Below are 23,013 nucleotides of genomic sequence, written 5' to 3' on the forward strand. Positions count from 1 at the left end.
TTCTTTTGGGTACTTTTCTTTGGCGAAGCAAAGAACAAGTACCTCGGCCGCCGGGCCGAGACCCGGCCTCCGCCCTCGACTAAAGCATGCCGCTCACAACAGATCGCACATGCATGCAGGGAAATTACTGCTCTGCAATCACATCCACAAAAACCAGCGGCTCAGTGCCCGTGTTCGTGAGCCCATGTGATTCGTTCTTGCGCACGATGGTCACATCCCCGGCCTTCACCGGCACATCCTTGCCATCCTTGTCCTTGAAGGTGCCACGGCCCGAAATGATGATGTAGGTGTCCTCGTTCGTCGTGTGCTTGTGGTAGCCGATGGAGTCGCCGGGCTTGAGGGTCAGCCAGCTGATTTCCTTGATCGCCTGGTCCTTCAGGGCCTTGTCGCGCGTGAATGCGTATTCACCGATCAGGGTGCCCTTGCCGCCGCCCGCGGCTTCCTTGTTGACCTTGATGAGTTCTTCCTTGGTGAACACGTCGGCCAGGGCGGGCGTGGCAGCGAAGGACAGGGCCATGGCTGCGCACGCAGCCCATGCAGAGATTGCTTTTGTCGTCATATGTCTCCAGTGTTGTTGTCTGTCGCGGCAGCGCAGGGCGCACTGCCGGTGGAGATATTAGAGCGTGCCGGGCTGCGCGTGCTTGGGCCGTCAGGAATCTGAAGGCCCCGTCATCCCGCCAGCTTGGGCAAGGCGGATGCCAGCATCGCCACGCCCGACAGCGTGAGCATGCCCAGCACGATCTGGCGAAAGCGCGCCTCGCTGATGCCGTGGTACAGCCGCGCGCCCAGCAGCACGGGCACCAGCATGGCCGGCAGCGCCACCGCCAGGTAGGGCAGCATGGGCGCCGTGACCATGCCCGTGGCCAGGTAGGCCACCATGGTCACGAGCAGCATGGACAGGTTGAAGTTCTGGATCACCGCACGCTGGGCGTCCTTGTCCCAGCCGCGCAGGGTGCACCACAGCGTGGGCAGCACGCCGGTGAAGCCGCCGATGCCGCCCATCACCCCACCTGCCATGCCCACCACCGCATCGGCGAGCCGGCCGCCGCGCGCGATGCGCGGCAGCTGTTGGGCCAGCAGCATGGCCGGGCACCACAGCACCAGCAGCACGCCCAGCACGATCTTGAAGGCGTCCATGTCCAGCCGCGGCAGCAATGCCACGCCGATGGGGATGCCGGCGAGCCCGCCCAGCACGAAGGGCAGCAGGCGCAGCCTGTCGAAGCCCCGGCGCACCGAGAACGCCGCCAGCACCTGGCCCGTGAGCGAGCCCGCGACCACCAGCACCGCCGCCAGGCGCGGCTCCAGCGTCCAGGCCCAGAGCGACATGGCCGTCAGGCCAAAGCCGAAGCCCGACAAGCCCTGCACGAAGCCTGCCGCCGCCGCACCCAGCGCCACGATCACGAACACCGACGAATCCATTGCCTGCCCCCGCTACTGCTGTTGTTGCCTGGTGCCCGTACCGTACGGCAGCCACATGCATCCACGGATTGTGGTCGCTCCATATAAGCAAACCATCAGCAATTACTATTCACCCATGCGATTTTCCGCATACCCATTCCAGACCGCCATGCCACCCCACGACACCGACGCCACCCAGGCCCTGCAGGCCCGGCTGGCCTCTCGCCTGAAGATGCGGCACCTGGTGCTGCTGCAGCAGATCGAAACGCACGGCACCCTCACCCGCGTGGCGCACCACATGGCCACCAGCCAGCCGGCCATCACCCATGCGCTGGCCGAACTCGAGGCACTCTTCGGTGCGCCGCTGTTCGAGCGCCTGCCGCGCGGCATGGTGCCCACCGCGCTCGGCACCCTGGCACTGGCCCGAGCACGCACCATGCTGCAGGACCTCACCCACTGGGCGCTGGACATCGAGGCCACCAGCGCCGGCCGCGCCGCCCACCTGCAGATCGGCGTGATCCCCTTCGTGCCGGGCCGCCTGCTGGCCGCCGCCATCGGACAGACCCGGCCGCGCGGGCTGCGCGCCACCGTCAGCATCCACGAGGGCACCAGCGACCACCTGCTGCAGCGCCTGCGCGCGCACGAACTCGACTGCGTGATAGGCCGCGCCTCGGCCGTGCTCGACATGGACGGACTGGTGCACGAGGTGCTCTACCACCAGGAACCCCGCCTCATCGCCCACCGCCGACTGGCAGCACGACTGGCGCGGCGCCCGCTGTCCTGGCCCGAGCTCGCCGAACTCGACTGGGTGCTGGGCGCGCGCCAGACCCCCATGCGCGAGCAGATCACCGACTTCTTTCTGCGTGCCGGCGTGGCGCCACCGCAGGCCTATGTGGAGAGCCTGTCGTCCAAGATCATCGGCGAGCTGATCGCCGCCAGCGAACGCGCCGTCTCCATCGTGCCGGCCGACATCGCGCAGGAGCTGGTGCGCATTGCCGGCGTGGCCATCGTGCCGCACCGCTTTGGCTGGACGCTGCCGCCCATCACCCTGTTCCAGCGCTCCGAAGGGGCGCAGTACGCGGAGGTGGCGCTGCTGGCGCAGGCCCTGCGCGATGCGGCCACGGGGTTTGCGGCAGAGCAGGCCTGAGTTCCGCTGCGCAGGGAACCTTTGGCGCGGGGCGCCACTCCATAGAGCCCAGGAACCGGGGACACCAGCCATGCAACGAAGAACGCTTGTCATCGCCGCCGCCAGCCTGGCGGCTGGCTGCACTGCGCGAGCGCCGCTGGCCGAGTCCGCTGGCAGCACCGCCGACCCGGCCTCGGATGCGCCGGAGCCGGGCCGCACCACCAGGGCCCTGGCCGACGCACCGGCCTCGTATGCCGAAGCCTTGCAGCGCTGGAAGGGTGCGGCCGAGGTGAACACCTGGATAGGTGCGCGCTTCGAGTACGACCTGCAGCGCGCCATGCAGTTGTCCGAGACCCAGCGCAGCCGCAGCGCTCGCATGCCCATCCACGAACCGGCGGCCTTCTTTGCCAACCCCCGTGGCGTGTGCGTGGACCTGTCCCGCTTTGCCGTGGAGACATTGCGCGCCGTGGACCCGGCCTCGCGCCCCGGCTACGTGATGATCGAATTCAACCCTATCGCCATCCGCGGCAACACCCTGCGCCGCCACTGGGTGGCCTCGTTCCGGCGGGATGGCCAGACCTGGTTCTTTGCCGACTCCAAGCGGCCGGGCCATATCGCCGGCCCGTATGCGGACACGCAGGCCTTCGTGACCGAGTACGCGAAGTACCGCGGGCGCGAGATCGTGGCGTTCAAGGAGATGGACGGGTACGAGCGCAAGCTGCGCTCGGCATCCTCCGCGAAGGATCACGATACCGATTCTCCGCAATAGCGGACCGGGCGCCAGGCAGTGTCCGGCGCGTGCCCACTCAGAACGCCGCCGTCAGCGGATTGGGCCCGATGCGCCCCTCCGCCTGGTCCAGTTTCGCGACGGCCGCCATGTCCTGCGCGTCCAGCGCGAAGTCGAACACACCCGCGTTCTCGGCGATGCGGCCCGGGTTCACCGACTTCGGGATCACCACATGGCCCATGTCGATGTGCCAGCGCACGACCACCTGGGCGGCGGTCTTGCCGTACTTCCTGGCGATGGCCTGGATGGCCGCATCCTCCAGCAGTTGGCCCTGGCCCAGCGGGCTCCAGGCCTGGGTGGCGATGCCGTGGGCGGCGTGGTAGTCGCGCAGCCGGTGCTGCTGGAACCGCGGGTGCAGCTCGATCTGGTTGAGCACGGGCTTGGCGCCCGTCTCCTGCACGATGCGGTCCAGGTGCTCGGGCTCGAAGTTCGAGACACCGATGGAGCGCACACGCCCTTCGTCGCGCAGGCGGATGAAAGCGCGCCAGGTGTCCACATACAGTTCGCGCGAGGGGCAGGGCCAGTGGATCAGATACAGGTCGAGCACATCGAGGCCCAGCAGCTGCATGCTGGCGTCGAAGGCGCGCAGCGTGCTGTCGAAGCCCTGCTCGGCATTCCACAGCTTGGTGGTGATGAACACCTGATCCCGCGCCACGCCGCTGGCGCGCAATCCTTCGCCCACCCCGGCCTCGTTGCCGTAGATGGCTGCCGTGTCGATGTGCCGGTAGTCCGAGGCCAGCGCGGCCTTCACGGCCTGCGCGGTGGCATCGGCCGGCGTGCGCCAGACACCCAGGCCGAGCTGGGGGATGGAGCGGCCGTCGTTGAGGGGCAGGGAAGGAGGCGGCTGGGTCATTGCGGGGTTCCTGGCGTCTGGCGGTTGGGAGATTCGATCCGCTGCATGCGGCTTTGCAAAGCATCTTCGCACGCCTGCCAATTGGCTGCACAACCGCGTCCCATGGCGCCAGCCGAAGGGACTGCGTTGTCCAGGCGGTGCTTTGCCATCAACCCGATTGGCTGCCAAATAAAATATTTCCGCCGCGCCTACCAAAGTGCATCCATATGCAACCGCCCCAAAACAGGGAGAACCCAGGGGGCAAGCCACGCGCCGATAGACATGGACCCACAACGGACCCTTGGCAGATACGTCTGCATACGTTTTGCAATTAATTAACGCAAATTAACTGAGGCGCCCACGCAACTGCGGTAGACGGCGCAATGGCCTGCATGCCTATGATTTGCCCACAACAAACACACATGGATCCGGGGTGGGAACAGCATGCAGCACACGATGAAAAAGGGCGCGCATCGCGGTGCGCGCTGGGGCGCCTTGAGCGCATTGGCCCTGGGCCTGGTCGCCTGCGGCGGCGGCAGCAGTTCGGACAGCGGCGGCAGCGGCCAGGGGGCTTCGCAGTCCTCGTCCGAAGTGGTGTACGTCCAGCACAAGTCCGCCTACGAGGTGGCAGCAGCGGCGCCCACCCAGCCGGGCGTGGCGATCAAACCGGTGAAGGCCACCTCCTCTGCTGTGGAGAACCCCGGCATGTCGGCCAGCGCCGCCATCGACGGCAACCCGAACAGCCGCTGGGGCAGCACCTTCGTGGACGATGCCTGGATCCAGTTCGACTTTGGCGCCAAGGTCGATGTGGGCTACATGAAGCTGGTCTGGGAGCGCTCCTACGGCAAGGAGTACGCGCTGCAGGTGTCGCAGGACGGCGAGAGCTGGACGCAGGTCCGCTACGTCACCAACGGCAAGGGCGGCACCGAGGAATTCCTGAACCTGGGCATGAGCGCACGCTACATCCGCCTGCAGGGCGTGGCGCGGGCCGGTGGCTACGGCTACTCGCTGTTCGAGGTGGAGTTCAAGACACCGGGCACCGACAACACCCAGGGCGTAGGCACCACCTCGGCCTGGCGCTACCCTGCCAATGGCCAGGGGCTGGCGCCCCTGCCCGCCTCGGCCGAACCGGCCGAGCTGACCCAGTTCCGCCTGGCCGATGGCACGCTGGTGACGCGCTTCGGCGCACGCGCCCTGGGGCGCCATGGCCGCGAACGCGGCGAGGAGTGGAACGAGATCGGCTTCGGACCCAACGACACGGTGGACCTGGTCACGGGCGCCCCGGTGGACAAGGGCCCCGGCGCGCACCTGACCTTCGTGACGCAGTATTTCCAGAACCGCACCTGGGGCATGGAGATCATCGACAACAGCCGCGTGGCGGGCGTCACCAAGCCCACGCTGGTGGTCAACCGCTACACCACGGTGGACTTCCTGGCGGGCGACACGGCGTTCTTCCGCGCCTTCGACCGGCCCGGTGTCACCGGCTACGGCTGGATGAACCCGGGCGAGCTGGTGGACCGCAACGCCAAGGTCTGCACGCCCACGCCCTACCCGGCCAATGGCCGCCTGGCCAGCCCCGACGGCATCAATGGCCCCTGCACCCTGCGCATCAAGGACTACCCGGGCCACGGCGGACTGGGCGCCGACGGCCTGCCCAACGGCACCAACGTGCCTTCGCGCGCGCTGGTGGCCGGCGATGCGATCGAAGTCTCTCCTGCCATGTTCAGCACCCGCGAATCCATGGCCGGGAAGGGCGACAACGGCGGCATCCGCTACTACTCGGCCGAATGGCTGTACGTGGTGGGCACGGGCCTGGTGCCCTGGTACGGCGTGCAGCCACGGCTGAACTCGGCGCCGCTGCCGGCGATCACGCTCTCGGGTGGCACGGGCTCGGTCTCGTACAACTACTCGGACAACGGCGCCTCGATGTTCCAGCAGCCGTTCAACAACGTCGGCATGCAGAACATGCAGCGCTTCGTCGAGGGGCGCCGGCTGATCCACACCAGCTTCGACACCGGCGCGCACAGCGAGCCGGGCAACGACCCCTACCTGCCCGCCGCCAAGCTGCAGGGCACGCACTTCAACCAGTCGGCCTGCGTGGCCTGCCACATCAACAACGGCCGCAGCCCTGCGCCCATGCAGGTCAACCAGCGCCTGGACAGCATGTCGCTGCAGACTGCCAGCCTGGGCGAGGGCGGCCAGCAGCAGCCGCACCCGCGCTACGGCAGCGTGCTGCAGATGAACGCCCGCGCCGCCACCGGCGAGGCGCAGGACTGGGGCAACAGCGTGCGCGTGGCGAAGTTCGAAACGCGCAACGTGCGCCTGGCCGATGGCACCGTGGTGGAGCTGCGCAAGCCCGTGCTCGGCTTCGACGGCCCCGTGCCAGCCGTGCACTCGCTGCGCGCCGCACCGCCCATGATCGGCATGGGCCTGCTGGAAGCCGTACCCGAAGCCGACATCCTGGCCCGCGCACGCGCCACCCCGGATGCCGATGGCGTCAAGGGCGTGCCCAACTACGTCTACGACCCCGAGAGCGGCGTGGTGCGCCTGGGCCGCTTCGGCTGGAAGGCGTCCAAGGCCACGCTGCGCCAGCAGGCCTCCACGGCGCTGCTGCAGGACATGTCGGTGACCTCCACCGTCTACCCCTCGCGCGACTGCAACTACGGCCCCAGCGCCTGCGCATCGGGCGTGCGCAAGCCCGGCATCACCGAGGCCGACCTGGCCTCCATCTCCAACTACCTGGCCCTGGTGGCCGTGCCGGCCCAGCGCAGCCAGGCCAGCGGATTCCCCAAGGGCGTGGCGCCGCTGGACGAGCACCGCGTGAACCCGCAGCAGGTGGCCCTGGGCAGCAAGCTGTTCGACAGCCTGCGCTGCGTGGCCTGCCACACGGCCGAGATGAAGACCGGCTCGGGCCACCTGTTCGCCGAGCTGCGCGACCAGACCATCAAGCCCTACTCCGACCTGCTGCTGCACGACATGGGCGCCGAGCTGGCCGACAACTTCGCCCAGGGCCAGGCCACCGGCGCGCTGTGGCGCACCGCGCCGCTGTGGGGCATCGGCTATACCGACAAGGTGATGGGTGCGGGCCAGGCTGCCAAGGTAGGCTACCTGCACGACGGCCGCGCCCGCTCGCTGACCGAAGCGGTGCTCTGGCACGGTGGCGAGGCCGACGCCGCACGCCGCCGCTTCGAGGCCCTGCCCACAGCGGACCGCGAAGCGCTGCTGGCCTTCCTGCGCTCGCTGTGATCTGATCCTGAAGGCCGCTGCGGGCGAATCGCCTGCAGCGGCCTTTTTTCGTTTCAATAGAGGGTTGTGCGTTGCCGCTCGGGCAGCGCCTGGTCGTAGGCTGCGCCGTCGAAACTCTGGCTGATGGCCGAGAGGATCGCGCCCGGCGTGGGCACGGGCCGCGGCGCGGCGGGGTCCACCGCCTCCCACAGGCGCGAGCGCAGGATGGCGCGGGCGCACTGGAAGTACACGGCCTCCACCGCGATGCGCACCACGCACTTGGGCGCCTGGCCGCTGACCACGAAACGCTCCATCAGATCCGGCGCCGTGGTGATGCTGGCGCGGCCATTCACCCGCAGCGTCTCGCCCACGCCGGGGATCAGGAACAGCAGCGCCACGCGCGGATCGGCCACGATGTTGCGCAGGCTGTCCACGCGGTTGTTGCCGCGCCGTTCGGGCAGCAGCAGGGTGTGCTCGTCCAGCACCTGCACGAAGCCCGGCGCATCGCCGCGCGGCGAGGCATCGAGCCCGCCCGGGCCCGAGGTGGCCAGCACGGCGAAGGGCGAGGCCTCGATCATGGCGCGGTACGACGGGTGCACGAAAGGCACCTCCTTGGACAGCGATGCTTCGCCGGGCGTGCCGAACAAGGCTTCGAGCTGTGCAATGCTCTCGATCGAATGGGCGGTATCGACGACGGTAGCGGTCATGGCAGGTTCCAGGGGTTGATGGCGAAGATCGGGCAGAACATGGCCGCCATGGTGCAGTGCGGCACCGCCGGCGACAAACGAGTTTACGGCCCGCCATGCGTGAGAAAATCGCACGCATGACACCCCGCCTGCCCCCGCTGAATGCCGTGCGCGCCTTTGCGGCCGCAGCGCGCCACCAGAGCTTCACGCTGGCGGCGGCCGAGCTATTCGTGACACATGGCGCCATCAGCCGGCAGGTCAAGGCGCTGGAAGAGTTCCTGGGCGTGGCGCTGTTCGAGCGGCGCGTGCGGCAGGTGTCGCTCACGCCCGAGGGACAGCGCTTCTTTGCCGAGGTGGCCCCGGCGCTTGCGCAGATCGGCGCTGCCGCGCAGTCGCTGATGCAGGACGCGCCCGCCCGCACGGTCACCATCAACGTGCGCCCCTCGTTCGCGGTGCGCTGGGTGATTCCGCGCCTTCCGGCCTTTGTGGCGCAGTTCCCCGGCATCGACCCCCAGGTGGTCACCAGCACCGTCCCGCCGGACCAGGCCAGCGAGCATTTCGACGTGGCGATCCGCCGGGGCCGCACCACGGGCTGGCCGACCTCCATCGCCGTGCAGCCCTTCCTGCAGGACGAGGCGCTGATCGTGGGGACCCCGGCCCTGTTCGCCAGCGCAGCCGTGGCCGAACCCCGCGGCTTGGCCGCCCACGTGCTGCTGTGGTCGCGCTCGCGCCCCGACGACTGGGACCACTGGAAGCGCCAGGTGGGAACGCCCCGCCTGCGGCCCGCAGGCCAGTTGCAGTTCGACCACCTGCACTTCGTGCTGCAGGCGGCCATCGATGGCCTGGGCTTTGCGCTGGCCCCGGCTTCGCTGGTATCCCACGACCTGGCCGCCGGCCGCCTGGTCTGCCCCCTGCCCGCGCTGCGCCTGCCGCTCACGCGCCACTACTACGGCCTGGCACCTGACGCGGCGCCCGAGGCGCAGTGCTTTGCACAGTGGCTGCAGGCGCAGTTGCCGCCCCTGGACTGAACGACTGGGCAGCCAGCGCAGCTCAGTCCTGCGCCATCAGGTGGCGAAAAAAGCCGTTGCATTCACGTTCGCGCTCGATGTCGGCCAGCACCTCGGCATCGCCCGCCGCCTGCGCCGCAGCGACAGCGGCTTTCAGGGTGGGCAGCAGCGACCGGGCCGCGGCCACGATGGCGTTCGCATCCACGGTGTTGGCATAGGAATGTGCTGCTGCGTAGGTGCCCTCGAAGCGCTTCCAGTGTGCGAGAGGATGCAGGTAGGGATGCGCGCGGTAGGCCAGGTAGAAATCGCCCTGGTTGGGTGAGTTGCGGGCATAGGACCTCGATGCCGTGCCCTCCACGAGGTGGTGGTTCAGGTGGCGTGTGAAGACCTGCCGCAGCGGGTGGTCGCGCGCCGGGTCCTGCGCATCGGCCAGCGGTGCGAACGAAGTGCCAAGCGCCAGCCGGCGCAAGAATCCGCCCAGCGCCCGGGTGCCGTGCTGCCCGTCGATGGGCGGCAGTTCCAGGATGGAATCCAGCAGTTGCGGCGACACCTGAGGTGTGGAGGTCTGCCGTGCCTGCTCGGCCATGGCCTGGAATTCGGGGTGCTGGTGCAGCGCCGACAGATCGGGGTCTTGCCAAAGCTTGTCGAGGTGCGGATAGCGATAGACCATGGCCCGGCGCACCTCCTCCAGTGCCTCGTCCACGCGGCCCAGGGCGGCGTAGCTGCAGGCGGTGTGGTGAAAGAGGTGGGGATTGAACCAGGCGGTTGCCTCTATGCGCGGATAAAAAGCAATCACCTCGGCCGGCCGGCCCAGCTGGAACAGCGCATAAAAGTAGTTGTTGACATCGCGGTACAGCGAGCCGTCGGCATCCAGGCGATCGCGCGCGTACTCCGCATCGAAGTGCTCGCTGGCCCAACGCGCAAAAAGGTCTGCATAGGCGCCAATAGCGGCCCGGTCATCCGGGCTTGCCGGGTGGGGCATCGAAGGGCGGCCTTGCCCGGGCTGATTGCGGTCATGGTAGGCCTGCCCCCTCTGCGCCAGCAGTACCTGAGCAGCCGCCAGGTCCGCCACGGGCGTGAGCCGCAAGCCGTCGAATCGACCGCTTGGCAGACACTCCCGATCCAGCAGGTAGCGCCCGCTGGCATCACCGACCACATAGGCGTTGACGAATGCGATGCCTGTGCCCTCTACCGGCAGGTCGTGCTCCAGCCGGAAGCTCGCGGCATCGAGCGGCAGGCGGTCCGCGCCCAGGTACACGGCATGCTCGCCCACGAGCAGCTTGAGGTCATGGAAGTAGCTCGCCGGCTCGACCCGGCAGGTGCCGATGTCGGCACGCGGCACCACCTTGCCGCGAAAGTAGAAATGGTGCGCGTCCTCGGCCAGGAAATCGCCCCGCAGCTTGAAGCTGTGCGCGTCGGCCTGGGGTATGCGCCGCAGTTGCCGGGGCCATGTCGCCTCGCCATGGAAGTCGGTGGAGAACACCTGCGACTGGTCCTTGTAGAACTCCGTTTCTCCCTTCTGCAGCATCCGGAAGCTGGCGGCGTCCACCTGCAGGACCTGCCTTGCGACAACGGCGTGCCGCGCATCGGTGCCGCCCCATGCGGCAGGGCGGAAGCTCGCGGCATCGATCTCGGGCAGCGGCGTGATGTCGCCGGCCTTGTGATAAACGCACTGCCCGTTGAAGAAGTAGTCGCCGAAGAGGTGCATCGGCTGCACGAAGCTTGCCTCGTGCAAGCTGTCGACCAGGCGCTCGATGCGCTGCGCCTCGACACGCGCCAGGCTGCGCTTGGCAATGGACTTGTCCACGATGCGCCCCTTGGGCAACTGCAGCGCGAAGTGGACCTCGGTGGCACGAAAGAAGTGCTTCTTGCATTCCTTGAGGAATGCCGGCTGGTCCAGCCCCTGGACCAGCGCCAGCGGTGTTTCCGTGCAGCGCCCCTCCGCCACCTGGTAGGCGGCAACGGTGTCGTCGAACAGATTCAGCGCGTCCAGGCTGTGCAGCACGAAGCCACCCGGCCCGGTGGCATGCGCCGCCAGCTGCTGCAAGGCCTGCCATTCGCGGGATTCCTGCAGGAATGCAGCATTGCCGTGGTTGAAATAGAAAAACGCGAACAGCGCCTGCTCCGGCTTGAGGTAGCGGAACACCGGGTAGGCGTTGGAAGGCTGCATCAGCTCGTCGGCAATGCAGTCGGCCAGCAAGCCGGCGGCCTTGCTGCGCAGGAATTTCTTGAAGGCCGCTTCGGTCAGCGGGATGCGGGCGATGAGGGCAACGGGTTGGGACATGAGGACGTCAACAGCGAGGAACAGGGTCAGCCCATTGATTACAGTGCGCGCATGTCCTCACACGCCGCACTGTCTGGTGAGAACAACGCAGCGATGAGGAAAAGTGCACGAATGCACGCGATATCACTGGACGCCGGCCGCCCTCTTGCTGCTTTTGAACAGGTCCTCAAACGTCGATGGCGCTGGCAGAACCCGCCTGCTTGCGCAGCTCGAACTTCTGGATCTTGCCGGTGCTGGTCTTGGGCAGCTCGCCGAACACAACGGCGCGCGGCACCTTGAAGCCCGCCAGGTGCTGCTTGCAGTGGGCCACGATGTCCCCGGGCGTGAGCGTGGCGCCGGCCTTGAGTTCGACAAAGGCGCAGGGTGTCTCGCCCCACTTGGGGTCGGGCCGTGCCACCACGGCGGCGGCCAGCACAGCGGGGTGGCGGTAGAGCACGTCTTCCACCTCGATGGAGGAGATGTTCTCGCCGCCCGAGATGATGATGTCCTTGCTGCGGTCCTTGATCTTGATGTAGCCGTCGGGGTACTGCACGGCCAGATCGCCGCTGTGGAACCAGCCGCCTGCGAAGGCTTCGTCCGTGGCCTTGGGGTTCTTGAGGTAGCCCTTCATCACGATGTTGCCCTTGAACATGATCTCGCCCATGGTCTCGCCGTCCTGCGGCACGGGCTGCATGGTCTCGGGGTCGAGCACGCGCACGTCGCGCTCCAGGTGGTAGCGCACGCCCTGGCGGGCGTTCAGGCGGGCACGCTCGCCGATGTCCAGTTCGTCCCAGGCCGCATGCTTGGCGCACACGGTGGCTGGGCCATAGACCTCGGTCAGGCCATACACATGGGTGAGATCGAAGCCCATCTTCTCCATGCCCTCGATCATCGAGGCCGGCGGCGCGGCACCCGCCACCATGGCCTTTATGCCGGCGGGCACGCCGGCCTTCATGGCATCGGGTGCGTTCACCAGCATGCCGTGCACGATGGGTGCGCCGCAGTAGTGCGTCACGCCATGCTCGCGCATGGCGTCGAAGATAGCCTGCGCCTCCACCCGGCGCAGGCAGACGTTGACACCCGCGCGTGCCGCCACCGTCCACGGAAAGCACCAGCCGTTGCAGTGGAACATGGGCATTATCCGGACACCTATTTTTGCTAAGTAAGCCATTAATTTTGGCTTTCTAGCTGCACTTTTTCGACGTCGTGTGCAGACCGATCACAAAAAGATGGAAGAAATCATGACGTAAATTGCTAAAGTGCTTGGTGCTTGGTGCTTGGTGCTTGGTGCTTGGTGCTTGGTATTCTTAAATCTAAATACCTCAATTTTGTCCAACGCCAGTAGTTTATAATTTGTCTGTGTGCTGTTGAATCTTCATTTTGTGATCTTGAGAGAGCAAGCTGGGTAAGTGCGATTTTGGTATTGTTTTTTGTCTGCAGTAATTTTTGCATGTACCTTTTTAATGAGACGGTTGAATATTTTGTTGACGGTTTTGGAAGAAAGTTGAGGTTCCCATGCCTCGTAAATGAGGAGAATGAATTTTTCCTTCCTTTGCTGTCGTATATGGAATATTTAATCAGCAAAGGTTTATCACAATCGCACCTTTCAAAAGTTCGAGAAGCAGTTAGGTTATTTTTGGAGTATTCGATCGGGGTGCCTCCACCTTTGGGCTTTGGCAAAGGAGAGATTGGGCAGATTGAGCACTGGAGGCATTTTTCCAGATTTCGTTCGGCTGTCATTTTTGGAACGTTCAACCCAGAGACTGCACAAGATATTTCCGGGCTATGCTGGTTGCCTTCGACTGTTAAAAAAGGCAATCAAGTAGCAACTCTTCTGACAGATTTTTTTAGATACCTTGATGAGCTTGATGGTGAACTCAAGGCGTCCCGCTTCAATCCGTCTGTAACGCCTTCCCGCCATCAAATCTTTGCCAAAAGTGCCGCATATGAGTTCCGACGAGGGGTTGCATTTCTTGGCCATGTGTGGACACACGCGGAGGATAAAACATATTCTGCCCTCGCAATAGAGCGCCATTCTGAAAGAAAAATCGTTTCTGGTGCTAAGCGTTTACATGATGGCCAGTTTTTGCGATTATTGGAACATGGATTTAATCTCGCCACCCACAATGGCTTGCGCGATGCTCTTGTTGCCATTCTAATGAATAAGGGGGGTCTTCGGGTTTCTGAGGCACTTCAACTTTGGGTGGTAGATGTAGTTGAAGATCCAACTTCACCTTCCCAAGCGCTAGTAACGGTGGTGCATCCAGAGGACGGCCCGTGTAGCTTGGAGTTGCGTGGCCACTCATACAAGACACGAGGTAGCTATCTTGGCGCTGCTTATGGAATCCCTCCTCGCACCCGTCTACCTTTAAGTGATCCTCAAGCATTGGGTTGGAAATCAAGATTTCTAACACTGCCTGTGTATTGGTTTGAGCCATATTGGGGAGAAATATTTTTTCGTCTTTGGCGACGTTATCTAGAGGCTACAGTCGGCATAAAGCGGAGTCATCCCTATGCGTTTTCAATGAAATCAAATGGGCAGTGGCATCCGTTGTCCGAAGATGCTTACAGCAAGGCCTACGAGCGTGCAATATTCGCCTCAGGTCTGGTTCCTTCGGGCGGTTGTGATATGAAGGCCGCGGGTTTTACACCCCACGGGTGCCGACACGCATATGGCGATCGAGCAAAGAATCGCGGTGGCCTTGATGAAAAGGTTGTTATGCTGATGATGCATCATTCGTCCCATACTTCTCAGAACGTTTACACGCAAAAAGATCACCATCAGATCAAGCATGAGATCGGACTCGGATTCAAAAATATGGAGAAATCTGAATCAGTCAATCCTTCTGATAAGTTTTCTGGCGAAGTGCAGTCAAAGTTTTTCAATAGCCTCCGGCTTAACGACTTCTGACTTGCGCAGTGTGATTTGGGTTGGCATTTGTCTTCGATAGTTTGATATTATGAAATTTGCGGATGGTGTTCATAAGCGTGAAAGAGGCGGAAAAAAATATGAGGAACGTCTTCTCGCTTACTTAAAGGGAGACGAATCTGTCTTTGTATCTGAGCAGTTCAAAAGTGCAGTTGCTAAAATTGGGAAGGAGCAGCTAAATATTGACAGCCTCGCTGGTAGCGAACGAAACGCGATCGCATCGCTTGATGCGCGGTGGCAGATTGGATTGGATGGAGTACTTCTCTGGGAGCCCAACACCGGTCACAAGAAAGACAGAGAAAATAGTCTTGATTGTGCTTGGATTAAAGAAGGGGCTCTTATCTCTTGGACTAGCGCCCATGGTTCGATGAAGCAACCTGGCCTGCGACCACCAAGTTGGCTAGAAAGTTGGACTGAGTGCTGGGAGGGATGGGGTTATAGATATACCTCGTTTCTCTATGAGAGTCATCGCGCTCAGGCCGAACGGGACGGTCATATCAATCCAGCCAGAAAAGCTCTAATGGCAATGAACATAACAGTTAAAGCATTGCGGTTTTTATTTTTGGAGTATTTTCCCAGAAGTCTTTTGGTCAGCAGTGATGGATGTTGGCCCTTGCCTAAAGATTTGCTATCAAAGGAAAATCATCCTTTGGATTCAAACGACCTGAGAGATGATTTCTGGAATACATGTTGCGTATCGGATGGAGCCAATTTCATTTTGCCAGATGGGAGGGAGCGAAAAGTTTACACCTCTGGAGCAAGACGCAGTCTCGAAGTGCAACGCTTTTTGGATTTTGTTGCGGCTAGACTTGATAATGCAGATACCGAGGTATCGGGTGGATCTCCTTGTACCTATCGCAATCCCTTTTTACCACGCAGCACGCTCGCTACCCTGCTTGAGTTGGATAAAAATAATCAATATCTATCACCCAAATCCAGAGGCGGCGACAGATTTTTCGACTGGATTCCCCGCGAGTATCCTCATTTAATAGCATGGCAAAGCTTTGCCGCGGAGTTTGTGAATAGCGAGTCAGGCGGCGTGAGCCGCAAAATGTCAGCTATTTCCGTCTTTATTGGACAGGTGCTGGTTAATGCGGGGGGTGTGAGGGAGCCCAGCAATGATGTTTTTTCACGAGTGTCTCGTGACCCATTAGATTTTCTCCGAAGAGAAAATAATGAATTGGTGAAAGGTCAGTTAGTACGACTAGTCGACCCGATGTCGCGCAGAGCTATCTCAGAATTTCTGAATCATATCATCAGACACCACTGTACGATTGTGGATGAGATGGGACCAATTCAGTTGCCAGAGTTCGGGAACCCAATGGCTGCGGAAAAACGGTTGCGGCCGAGAGTTTCGTCCAACCTCGCGGAAACGTTGCGACAGGCCATGCCGTACTCATGGATTAAAGGCCTCCGCAAAATACTTGTTCGCGGACCTCATTTTCGGGACTGGCATTGGGCAATTCAGGCACAGCAAGCGAAAGATGGGCGTTCTGCTGACTGGTTTGAGATCCCTAAGGATCTAATTGACGAGAGCGATCCGGACTGCATCTGGCGCGAACGATTTGTGCGTGAAAACGGGAAGCCAATCGCGAAATACTATGAGATGTGGTCACCTGTTCGCTGGGTTGTCTTACTTACAAAGCTTACCACCGCGTTGCGTACGGCCCAGGTGCGGGTTCTTGACTCTGGGGAGTCGGATGACATGCGTTTCGATCTTCGCGCTTGGGCAGAGAGTTCGAAGCAGAATAAACGTGATGGCTCGCCAGTATCACCATGGGTGTTGAGTTCCCTGAAAGAGCGAAATGCTACTTTGTTCGCTGCAGTCTCTTCACAAAAAGCGCTTCGCAAGCGGGTGAAAGGCCGTAGCGAATATTCTTGGAGCAATGGTGTATTGCGTCCTTGCGAGTCGTTTACCTCAGCTGGGCGCTACACCGAAACTTTACTTTACGTCAATACGAATAAAACAGCTGACTCTAGAAAAGAAGGCGCTGCAAAGGGCTTTGAAGTACCTTTGCCGTTGATGGATTGCCCACTGGCAATCGGTGATGATGGTGAATTCTGTGAGCCGCAGTTTCAAACTGCGAAAGATCGTGAAGAATGGCTCGAGGAGTTAAGTCAAAATATTCATTGGTGGTTAGCGAAACTTCGTGATTGGCAAGAAAAATACAATCCGATTGAACGTCGTATTGAATGGTCTGAATTTTCGGGGACAACGATTATTAAGGAGAAATCTGAAGAGCAGTATGCGATGCATCGACCAGCATGCTTTCTTTTTCGCGAACCTGCAATGAGAAAGACAAGAAAGCATCCCGGGCCCAGCTTTCCCCCTCCAGATAGCGTTATTGTCAGGGCGTGGTGGTCGCTGAGCAAGGAGTTACAAGATACATTCGCAAAAGAGGGCAAGCGCAATTTAGACGGAAGAAATATTGAGTTGGTTTTTAGTCGCCAAGGCCTAAATAACACTTGTGTATTCGATCTGCACAGTATTCGAGTGTCTCTAATTACGTCGCTCGTCGTTGATGGAAAAGTTCCTTTGGAAATCGTCCAGCGCCTAGTTGGCCATAGTCGTATTTTGATGACGCTCTACTATACCAAGCTGACTTCTGGTCGTATGCAACAGGCGCTGCGCGAGGGGTTCGCGCGCTTAAATGAAGAAAGTTCTGATAATGAGCTGCTATATTTGCAAAACGCATCAATCGAAGATATTCGAGCTAATGCAGCTTTTCACGATGAGGCCTCTGCATTTGCGGCGCTGGGACTTGGAAAAGAGCCGCAGCAAAGGCCTGCAGCAGCCTGGGTTCGGGTGGTAGGCGGAATATGCCCGGTGGGGGCTGTTGCCCGGAACACGGAAGGCAGTTTGCAAGCTGGCTGTTTCAACGGTGGCGAGCTTGTAGGAAATGGTGGGAAAACTCTAGCAAGCGGCGTTTACGGGCCCGTGGCCGGCGGTGAGCGGAGCTGTACAAATTGCAGGTGGTTTGTCACTACGCCAGCCCATGTGCCTGAACTTATTGCTATGTTTGAGGTCACGCAATACAGAGTGTTCGAAATAGATGAGCGGGCTATTCATCAGGAAATGTTAGTGCGTGCTGCGATCGCTCAGGAGGAAGAAGCGCATCAACAAGGCATGCCTCCGCGTAAGATAGCGGAACTTACGAGGGCAGTTGAAAGAGCGCAGCAGTTAAGTGACTCGATCTCCGAGCAAGGAATCGTTTCAAAGGTGACGTTAGGAAATACCTATCGACTGATTCAGCGATGTCTGGAAATTACAAATCAGCGAGGGAATTTCGAGAGCGACGATGCGTTGGTTTTAGCCGGAGGTGAGATGGAACTTGGGGTAATTCTCAACGAAACCACTTCGGAGATGCTTCATCTTTGCCGTATATCTCAACATGCCGAGATTTTTCCGGAGCTTGATCCGGGAAAAGCCATTTTAAAATGTTCTGAAATTATGGCAAAGAAGCTCAGCAAGGAAGGAGTGGATCCTTTTCTTATTTTAAGCCTTTCCGAATCCGAGCGTTGCAAGATTACAAATTCCGTGATGAGGTCGATTGCCAGAAGAATTAACCCAAATGATGACAATAGCGGTCTACATGCGGCTGTTCGAATAATAGAAGGGCCACACACCGTTGCCGACGCATTGGGTATAAAGAAAACTGCTCTGCCCGATTTTCTGGCGGGGTGTTCAGCAAGCAGGGGGGAACCTTTGCGACTAGGTATTGCAAGTCGAAATTCTCCGTTTCTGATTGAAAATGCAACGGAGAATAAATGGCAAGCATAAATCCACAGGAGCTATATGATCGACTAATATCAGAGAGCCAGCATCCCGCGAAGCGCAAGGGGCTTGAGATAATTCACGCGATCTGCAGGGAGCGATTTGATTCAAAGGCAACTTCTTGGTCTGTAGCCAGTATCGGTAGAATTTCAGCTGCACGTGGAGGGCCGACAGCTGCATCCCTTCGACAGCCAAGCCTTGAGCACTACAGGGCGTTGATTGCGGCATGGGCGACACAAAGCGTTGAGTCTTTCCCTCATGAAAAAAGCGGGCGCCGAGTTAGCGATGATTGGATCAGCAGTATTGAAAACCTGGCTGTCCGTCAGTTAACTTATATTCTGCGTAGTGACCTTGAGCGGTCACGGGCAGATGTGCGTAGACTTCAAAAACTTCGGCTGGATGGCGGGATTTTAAGCACCCTAGAATTAAATAAAGCAAGTTTGCCATCGCGTGCCGAGCCATCGCCAAACCAAGTGAGAGAGCTGGCTAGATTCTTACAGCATTTTGTCGATAATGATAAACTGCTGCTTGAAAAAGGTATCGTACGTAAGAGCGGCTCGCTGTGGGATAGCGATACTGGAGAGGCCATACTTGAAATGGCTGCAATTCAACTGCTTCGCAGAATTGTAGAAAACTGATTGGAGCTAACGCTCATCCTACGACTGCTCAGAACCTGTGTTTTCGCACTGGGGATGGTTGCTTGTTGAATTCCACTGACCTGATCAACGTACTAACCCTATCCTGCTGCTTTTAGAAGCAGGAGATTTCAGGAGCTTAGACGTGGTGACACTCAGTGTCATAAGGCGATAGGCCCTGGGCGAGCAGCTGTCCATCCGCGAGATTTCAAGGCGCACAGGCCTAGCTCGCAACACCGTGAAAAAGTATCTGCGCTCGGGTGATGAGCAGAGCACCCCAGCTGCCAAGCGCGCGAGCTCCAGCAAGCTCGACCCATTCGCAGAGAAGCTTTCTACTTTGCTAGCCCTGGAAGCAACAGAGTCGCGCAAACAGCGGCGTAGTTTGCGGCAGCTCCACACCGAGATGCCATCGGGATTCGCTCTAACTGAGGCCGAATAGAGCCCATGTGTTTTGATGGACGGGAACTCATGGAGGCAGCGTGGTAGGCCCCGTGACCTCTTCTTCGCAGTTTGGCGGTTTGCTGCCAAGGTAGTACCACATCGATGCTGGCACGGGTGTTCTGAAATGACGGCAAGCGATGAAGTCCAACGGCCAAAAGCCAATTGCCAGGGCCGGCGAGCTTTCCTCCCATCGAAGACGGCCACTCGCGTTGAATTGCGCGATGCGGTCGCGCAAAGTTTGCGCCGGTACTGGCAAGGCGTAGGGAGCTTCGGCGCTACCGCTCACCTGGTGCGCTGGCCCAAAATACCAGTTGGATGCCCAGTCAGCCGTTGGGTGCCAGAGCTGACTGCCCACATCGGAATATTCCTTTGAATGACCCTCGGCGAGATTCTGGTACATGTCGTCTAGACGCAGCATCGCACACCAGGACGCCATGGTGGCCAATAGCCACGAGTGGCGGCGCATAAGACCTTTGAACTCGTCGGAGCCATGTACCTCAAGCTCGACCAGATCGTCGAAGGAGTCGGATCCCACCGGGAACATTCTGTCCATCGTGAACACGAAATTCAGGCGTCCAGTGATCTCGGCAGTCCACCAGCGCGCCAAGTCGTGCCGCCCCGTTTGAATGAACAACACCAGAGCCAAACAAATGTCGATCACTTGTTCATCCAGTCGAGGGGAGGCTGCCGCTCCGTGGTTGCGCAGCATTGCAGCAAGGGCAGTCGCGAGTTCACTGGAACGTGCCCGCCACGCGTCATCTTGACCCTGCTCCACTAAGGCAGCCGAGAGTCCGATTGAAGCAAGGAGGCCGACTTGTTCGAGCAGCAGCACCGAATACTCGGCGCCTTCTCGCGTGTACCCCGACAGGCCGTCCTTTATGCGGACGTGTGCAGCCACGGCGTCGAAGTAGCGGCTGGCCGCTTGCAGGTAGGAGCGCCAGATATCCTGTATCACCTCACGGACGTCTTGCCGGTCGTGTAGCGACTGCAGGACGACACGGTGGAAGCTCCACAGCAACGTGCGCTCCATCACCCAGAGCGCCTGGCGGCGCTCGTTCTCGCCGTCGGCCCAGTGCGAGCACACCAACGCAGCCAAATGAACCCGGCGCAGCGCTTTGAGCAGTGCCGGGACAGTCTGCTGTGCTCCTTTCTCGTCTAACTGGCCTTCGGGCGCGAGGCCCAGTTGACGAAGCATGAGTTTGCAGAGATGCTCAAAACGGTAGTCGCTGTCGGCGCCCATCACCAGCGCCTTGCGCAAGTCGGCGCGATCCTGACCGTCAAAGAGGTGTTCGTTCAGCAGGTGCGCCTCGACCAAGTCGGACACCTCGTCCGCGCCCCAAAATTCGAAGTGGAGCTGGGGATGGCGCGTGGCAAAGCCGACCCAGTTGGGCTGCACTTCCTGGCCAAGGTCGCCTGTAGTTGCGACCACGATCACTTTTCGGTGGTCTTTGTACTCGGGCGGCACATGGCTAGCGAGCCAGACATCTATGATCTCCTCCATGCTCTCACGCACAGCGTTAGGATCCCCGCTCCAAGTGCGTCGGCCGATGTCGCCTTGCTTAATGACGAACAGCAGTAACTCTTCGACGCCATCCGTCAGAGATCGGCCTGCCGCCGGGAAGTCGACGCCGAACTGGCGCACCCCGGCTTTGGGCTTGACCAGCGGCACGTAGCCCATCTGCGTTAACAACTCGGGCAGCAGCCGGTCGAACTCGTCCCGCTCTCGCAGTGTCCGTAGGTAGTGCGAGAGCGCTAGGCGCATCGGGTTGCCGCCGTTCATGTGAGATCCCGCTTGGCTGTGCGCAGTTGCAGCCTTCGATAGGCATTGCCGACAGGATCGAGCACTTCGCGCCGCGGCATCTCGAACGACACCGAGTGAGATGCAAAGTGCATGGGCTCGGTCCACGACTCGCCATCGTGCTGAAAGCTGGTCTCGCCGGCCTTGATGTGCACCCGCGTGACGAGTTGTGCAAAGACCGACTGCTTTTCCGCCTCGCGTATCGAACTCTGCATCGCCTTGGAACGGGCTTTAGCGAGATCACGGCGCAGGGTGATTGGAACTCTGAGTTCGCGCAGGCGCGGCAGCGCCTCCAGCGCAGACATGTCAGCCTCCAACTGCGCTGCGATGCTGCCCAGCAGCTCTTTCACGTCAGCGTCCTGCTCATGCGCGGCTCGCTCTTTTAATGCGACGCTCGTGGCTCCTGGGTAGTCATATCCGACTTCTTCATACAGCATCCAACGCATAAAGGGAAATACGCGCTCCTTCGCGTCGCGCAAATCCAGCAAGGACAGCGTTAACGAGATCATCTGCTTGGACTCCAGCAGGAAGCCAAGTGTCCGTTTGACCAAGTACACCAAATCAGCCTCGGTGGCAGTCTCGAGCACCGCTCGATCAAACTCGATCGCCATACCGTCATTGGCGCGCATGTCTGTGACCAAGCCTGCCGCAGCATTCGCAGTGGCCTGGCCATCAGCGAGCATCCAGCGGGTGAACACGCTGGCCATCAACGGGGGATGGGATCGCAGCGCCTGCGCGCACGCATTGAAGCGATCCGCGAACTCACGCTTGCCTACTGTCGAGCCGAGATGGGCGCGGACCCACGCTTCGAGGAACTCAAGCACTGGTTCGACGTGCGCCGACTCGGGGCGCAATAACTGAGAGAGACTGTAGTCCAGCCTGTCCAATGCACGGTCGAACCCGTCGCCTAGCCCTACACACAGGGGGAGCCACTCGAAGAAAATGCCTGCCTGAAGAAAATCCTCGTCGTTGCGTGATAACGCCTGCGCAACGCACACGACCGCGTCTTGGTCGCCTGCGGCGATGCGCGCACGCAAGGCTTCATCGAAAGTGCGTCGCAGGTGAAGAACTGCGCCGGCGGCGCGCAGCCCGGCCTGGCGCTGAACAACATCTTCGTCAGCCATCCGGAGCAGGATGCGTGCTTCCAGCGCTGTTGCCAGTTCGGCAGACAGGCCGGGCTCTGCAAGCATGCGGCTGGCGATCCAGCAGGTGACCTCGTCAAGATCGGTCAGGTCGGGGCGCATGTCTACTTCCAAGAGACGTGAGACTGAGGTCTGCGGGTCTGATTCGAACCAAGCCATCCAGGCCGCGCCCAGCAAGTTGCCACGCGTTTTGCAAGGCTGTGCCAGCAGCATCTCGACCATGTCGCGTGCGGCCGCTGGCTTGCGGCCGAACCAGCGCGACAGCGCATGATAGAAGAAACCGCCGGCGAGATCGTTCACTGTGTGCGGCTGCTCGGCATCGCAAAGCGCTATCACATCGGACGGTTCGACCGAGTCAATGTACGGCAGTGTGGCCTCAACGAGGTGCAGGGCGTCGAAGACGTCGGTCGGACGAGCAATTCGGGTCGTCGCCAAGCGTAGGACGCTGACCACTGGGTGGACAGCCGCCAGAAACCTTCCGGAAGCCATATCGGCGTTGCCAATCTCCCGCCGCCATAGACCATAGGCTGCAGTCCACACCACCTGCTCGTCAAAGGGAGGATCGCCCAACTCAGCGAGGACCTCCAAAGCCGCCACCGAGTTCCGGTCTTCAAGGCGAGCGAAACGCAACTTGCCGCCATTTACCGACGCACCGGGAGTGTTGGAGAGATCGAGCTGCGCTCCGGCGGGGACCTCGATTTCAAGCTCTCTGCGATCGGCTTCCTGCAGCTGGCGCGCAAGTTGTCCTACGGTCACGGGCTGTTGCATTGTGAGCATTGGTACGGGTCGCAGGTAGTAGCGATGAGAGCCTGTTAGGTTACCGCAACGCGCACGGAGGATACTCCGCGAGCTACTGGCTTCTGAAACATCCCCTTGCTTGAGCTGGGCCGAAGGGCAGGAATCCGCCACGGAGCCGTCAGCGCACCCACTCCAGCGATCCGAAAAATGCTGCAACGCGGTCACCCGGGT

Annotated in this window: 14 protein-coding genes and 2 pseudogenes; 8 read left to right on the plus strand and 8 right to left on the minus strand. The window is 60.9% G+C overall.

Annotated features, from left to right (window positions below; all coding sequences use genetic code 11):
* Positions 1-124: 124 nt before the first annotated feature.
* Together AC07PA_RS31405 and AC07PA_RS31410 are read right to left on the minus strand one after the other, a co-directional pair.
* Positions 125-559, minus strand: a complete 435-nt coding sequence (locus tag AC07PA_RS31405; RefSeq protein WP_494655417.1) for a cupin domain-containing protein — start codon at positions 557-559, stop codon at positions 125-127.
* Positions 560-669: 110 nt separating this feature from the next.
* A complete protein-coding gene (locus AC07PA_RS31410; RefSeq protein WP_007858596.1) occupies positions 670-1,419 on the minus strand; it encodes a sulfite exporter TauE/SafE family protein in 750 nt (249 codons plus the stop codon).
* Positions 1,420-1,567: 148 nt separating this feature from the next.
* On the opposite strand from AC07PA_RS31410, the gene AC07PA_RS31415 reads away from it, so the two are divergent.
* Together AC07PA_RS31415 and AC07PA_RS31420 are read left to right on the plus strand one after the other, a co-directional pair.
* The gene (locus AC07PA_RS31415) at positions 1,568-2,545 is read left to right on the plus strand and encodes a LysR substrate-binding domain-containing protein (RefSeq protein ID WP_035205641.1); all 978 of its coding nucleotides are present in this window, start codon (positions 1,568-1,570) and stop codon (positions 2,543-2,545) included.
* Positions 2,546-2,615: 70 nt separating this feature from the next.
* The gene (locus AC07PA_RS31420) at positions 2,616-3,293 is read left to right on the plus strand and encodes a hypothetical protein (RefSeq protein ID WP_494610108.1); all 678 of its coding nucleotides are present in this window, start codon (positions 2,616-2,618) and stop codon (positions 3,291-3,293) included.
* A gap of 37 nt (positions 3,294-3,330) precedes the next feature.
* Here AC07PA_RS31420 and AC07PA_RS31425 read toward each other — a convergent pair whose 3' ends face one another.
* Positions 3,331-4,164, minus strand: coding sequence for an aldo/keto reductase (locus tag AC07PA_RS31425; RefSeq protein ID WP_494610109.1), 834 nt, complete (start codon positions 4,162-4,164; stop codon positions 3,331-3,333).
* Positions 4,165-4,587: 423 nt separating this feature from the next.
* On the opposite strand from AC07PA_RS31425, the gene AC07PA_RS31430 reads away from it, so the two are divergent.
* Entirely contained in the window at positions 4,588-7,389 is a 2,802-nt protein-coding gene (locus tag AC07PA_RS31430; RefSeq protein WP_494610110.1) for a di-heme oxidoredictase family protein, read from the plus strand.
* A gap of 53 nt (positions 7,390-7,442) precedes the next feature.
* Here AC07PA_RS31430 and AC07PA_RS31435 read toward each other — a convergent pair whose 3' ends face one another.
* Positions 7,443-8,075 carry a pyridoxamine 5'-phosphate oxidase family protein gene (locus tag AC07PA_RS31435; RefSeq protein ID WP_494610111.1) on the minus strand — a complete coding sequence of 211 codons (633 nt, stop codon included), beginning with the start codon at positions 8,073-8,075 and terminating at the stop codon, positions 7,443-7,445.
* 116 nt (positions 8,076-8,191) lie between these two features.
* Here AC07PA_RS31435 and gcvA point away from each other — a divergent pair, with 116 nt between their 5' ends.
* Positions 8,192-9,082 carry a transcriptional regulator GcvA gene (gene gcvA / locus AC07PA_RS31440; RefSeq protein WP_494610112.1) on the plus strand — a complete coding sequence of 297 codons (891 nt, stop codon included), beginning with the start codon at positions 8,192-8,194 and terminating at the stop codon, positions 9,080-9,082.
* Between the two features lie 22 nt (positions 9,083-9,104).
* Here gcvA and AC07PA_RS31445 read toward each other — a convergent pair whose 3' ends face one another.
* Positions 9,105-11,345 (minus strand): TPR end-of-group domain-containing protein, encoded by a 2,241-nt coding sequence (locus AC07PA_RS31445; protein ID WP_494610113.1) that lies wholly within the window; start codon positions 11,343-11,345, stop codon positions 9,105-9,107.
* Positions 11,346-11,511: 166 nt separating this feature from the next.
* Positions 11,512-12,462, minus strand: a pseudogene (locus AC07PA_RS31450) (AMP-binding protein); the annotation flags it as partial.
* A 312-nt stretch (positions 12,463-12,774) separates the two neighbouring features.
* On the opposite strand from AC07PA_RS31450, the gene AC07PA_RS31455 reads away from it, so the two are divergent.
* From AC07PA_RS31455 to AC07PA_RS31470, 4 genes and pseudogenes are all read left to right on the plus strand, one after another.
* Positions 12,775-14,235, plus strand: a complete 1,461-nt coding sequence (locus AC07PA_RS31455) for a hypothetical protein (RefSeq protein ID WP_494610114.1) — start codon at positions 12,775-12,777, stop codon at positions 14,233-14,235.
* Between the two features lie 49 nt (positions 14,236-14,284).
* Positions 14,285-18,034 carry a gamma-mobile-trio integrase GmtZ gene (gene gmtZ, locus AC07PA_RS31460; RefSeq protein WP_494610115.1) on the plus strand — a complete coding sequence of 1,250 codons (3,750 nt, stop codon included), beginning with the start codon at positions 14,285-14,287 and terminating at the stop codon, positions 18,032-18,034.
* Complete coding sequence (gene gmtX, locus AC07PA_RS31465) at positions 18,022-18,666, plus strand: gamma-mobile-trio protein GmtX (protein ID WP_494610116.1); 645 nt, start codon at positions 18,022-18,024, stop codon at positions 18,664-18,666. Before gmtZ ends, gmtX begins: the two co-directional genes overlap by 13 nt.
* A gap of 175 nt (positions 18,667-18,841) precedes the next feature.
* Positions 18,842-19,069: pseudogene (locus tag AC07PA_RS31470) on the plus strand (IS21 family transposase); the annotation flags it as partial.
* A gap of 60 nt (positions 19,070-19,129) precedes the next feature.
* Here AC07PA_RS31470 and AC07PA_RS31475 read toward each other — a convergent pair.
* Entirely contained in the window at positions 19,130-20,884 is a 1,755-nt protein-coding gene (locus AC07PA_RS31475) for a hypothetical protein (RefSeq protein ID WP_494610117.1), read from the minus strand.
* On the minus strand, positions 20,881-22,812 hold the full coding sequence (locus AC07PA_RS31480; protein WP_494610118.1) for a hypothetical protein: 1,932 nt from the start codon (positions 22,810-22,812) through the stop codon (positions 20,881-20,883). Before AC07PA_RS31480 ends, AC07PA_RS31475 begins: the two co-directional genes overlap by 4 nt.
* Between the last annotated feature and the right edge of the window lie 201 nt (positions 22,813-23,013).

The sequence above is a fragment of the Acidovorax sp. GW821-FHT09B03 genome (assembly GCF_059418305.1).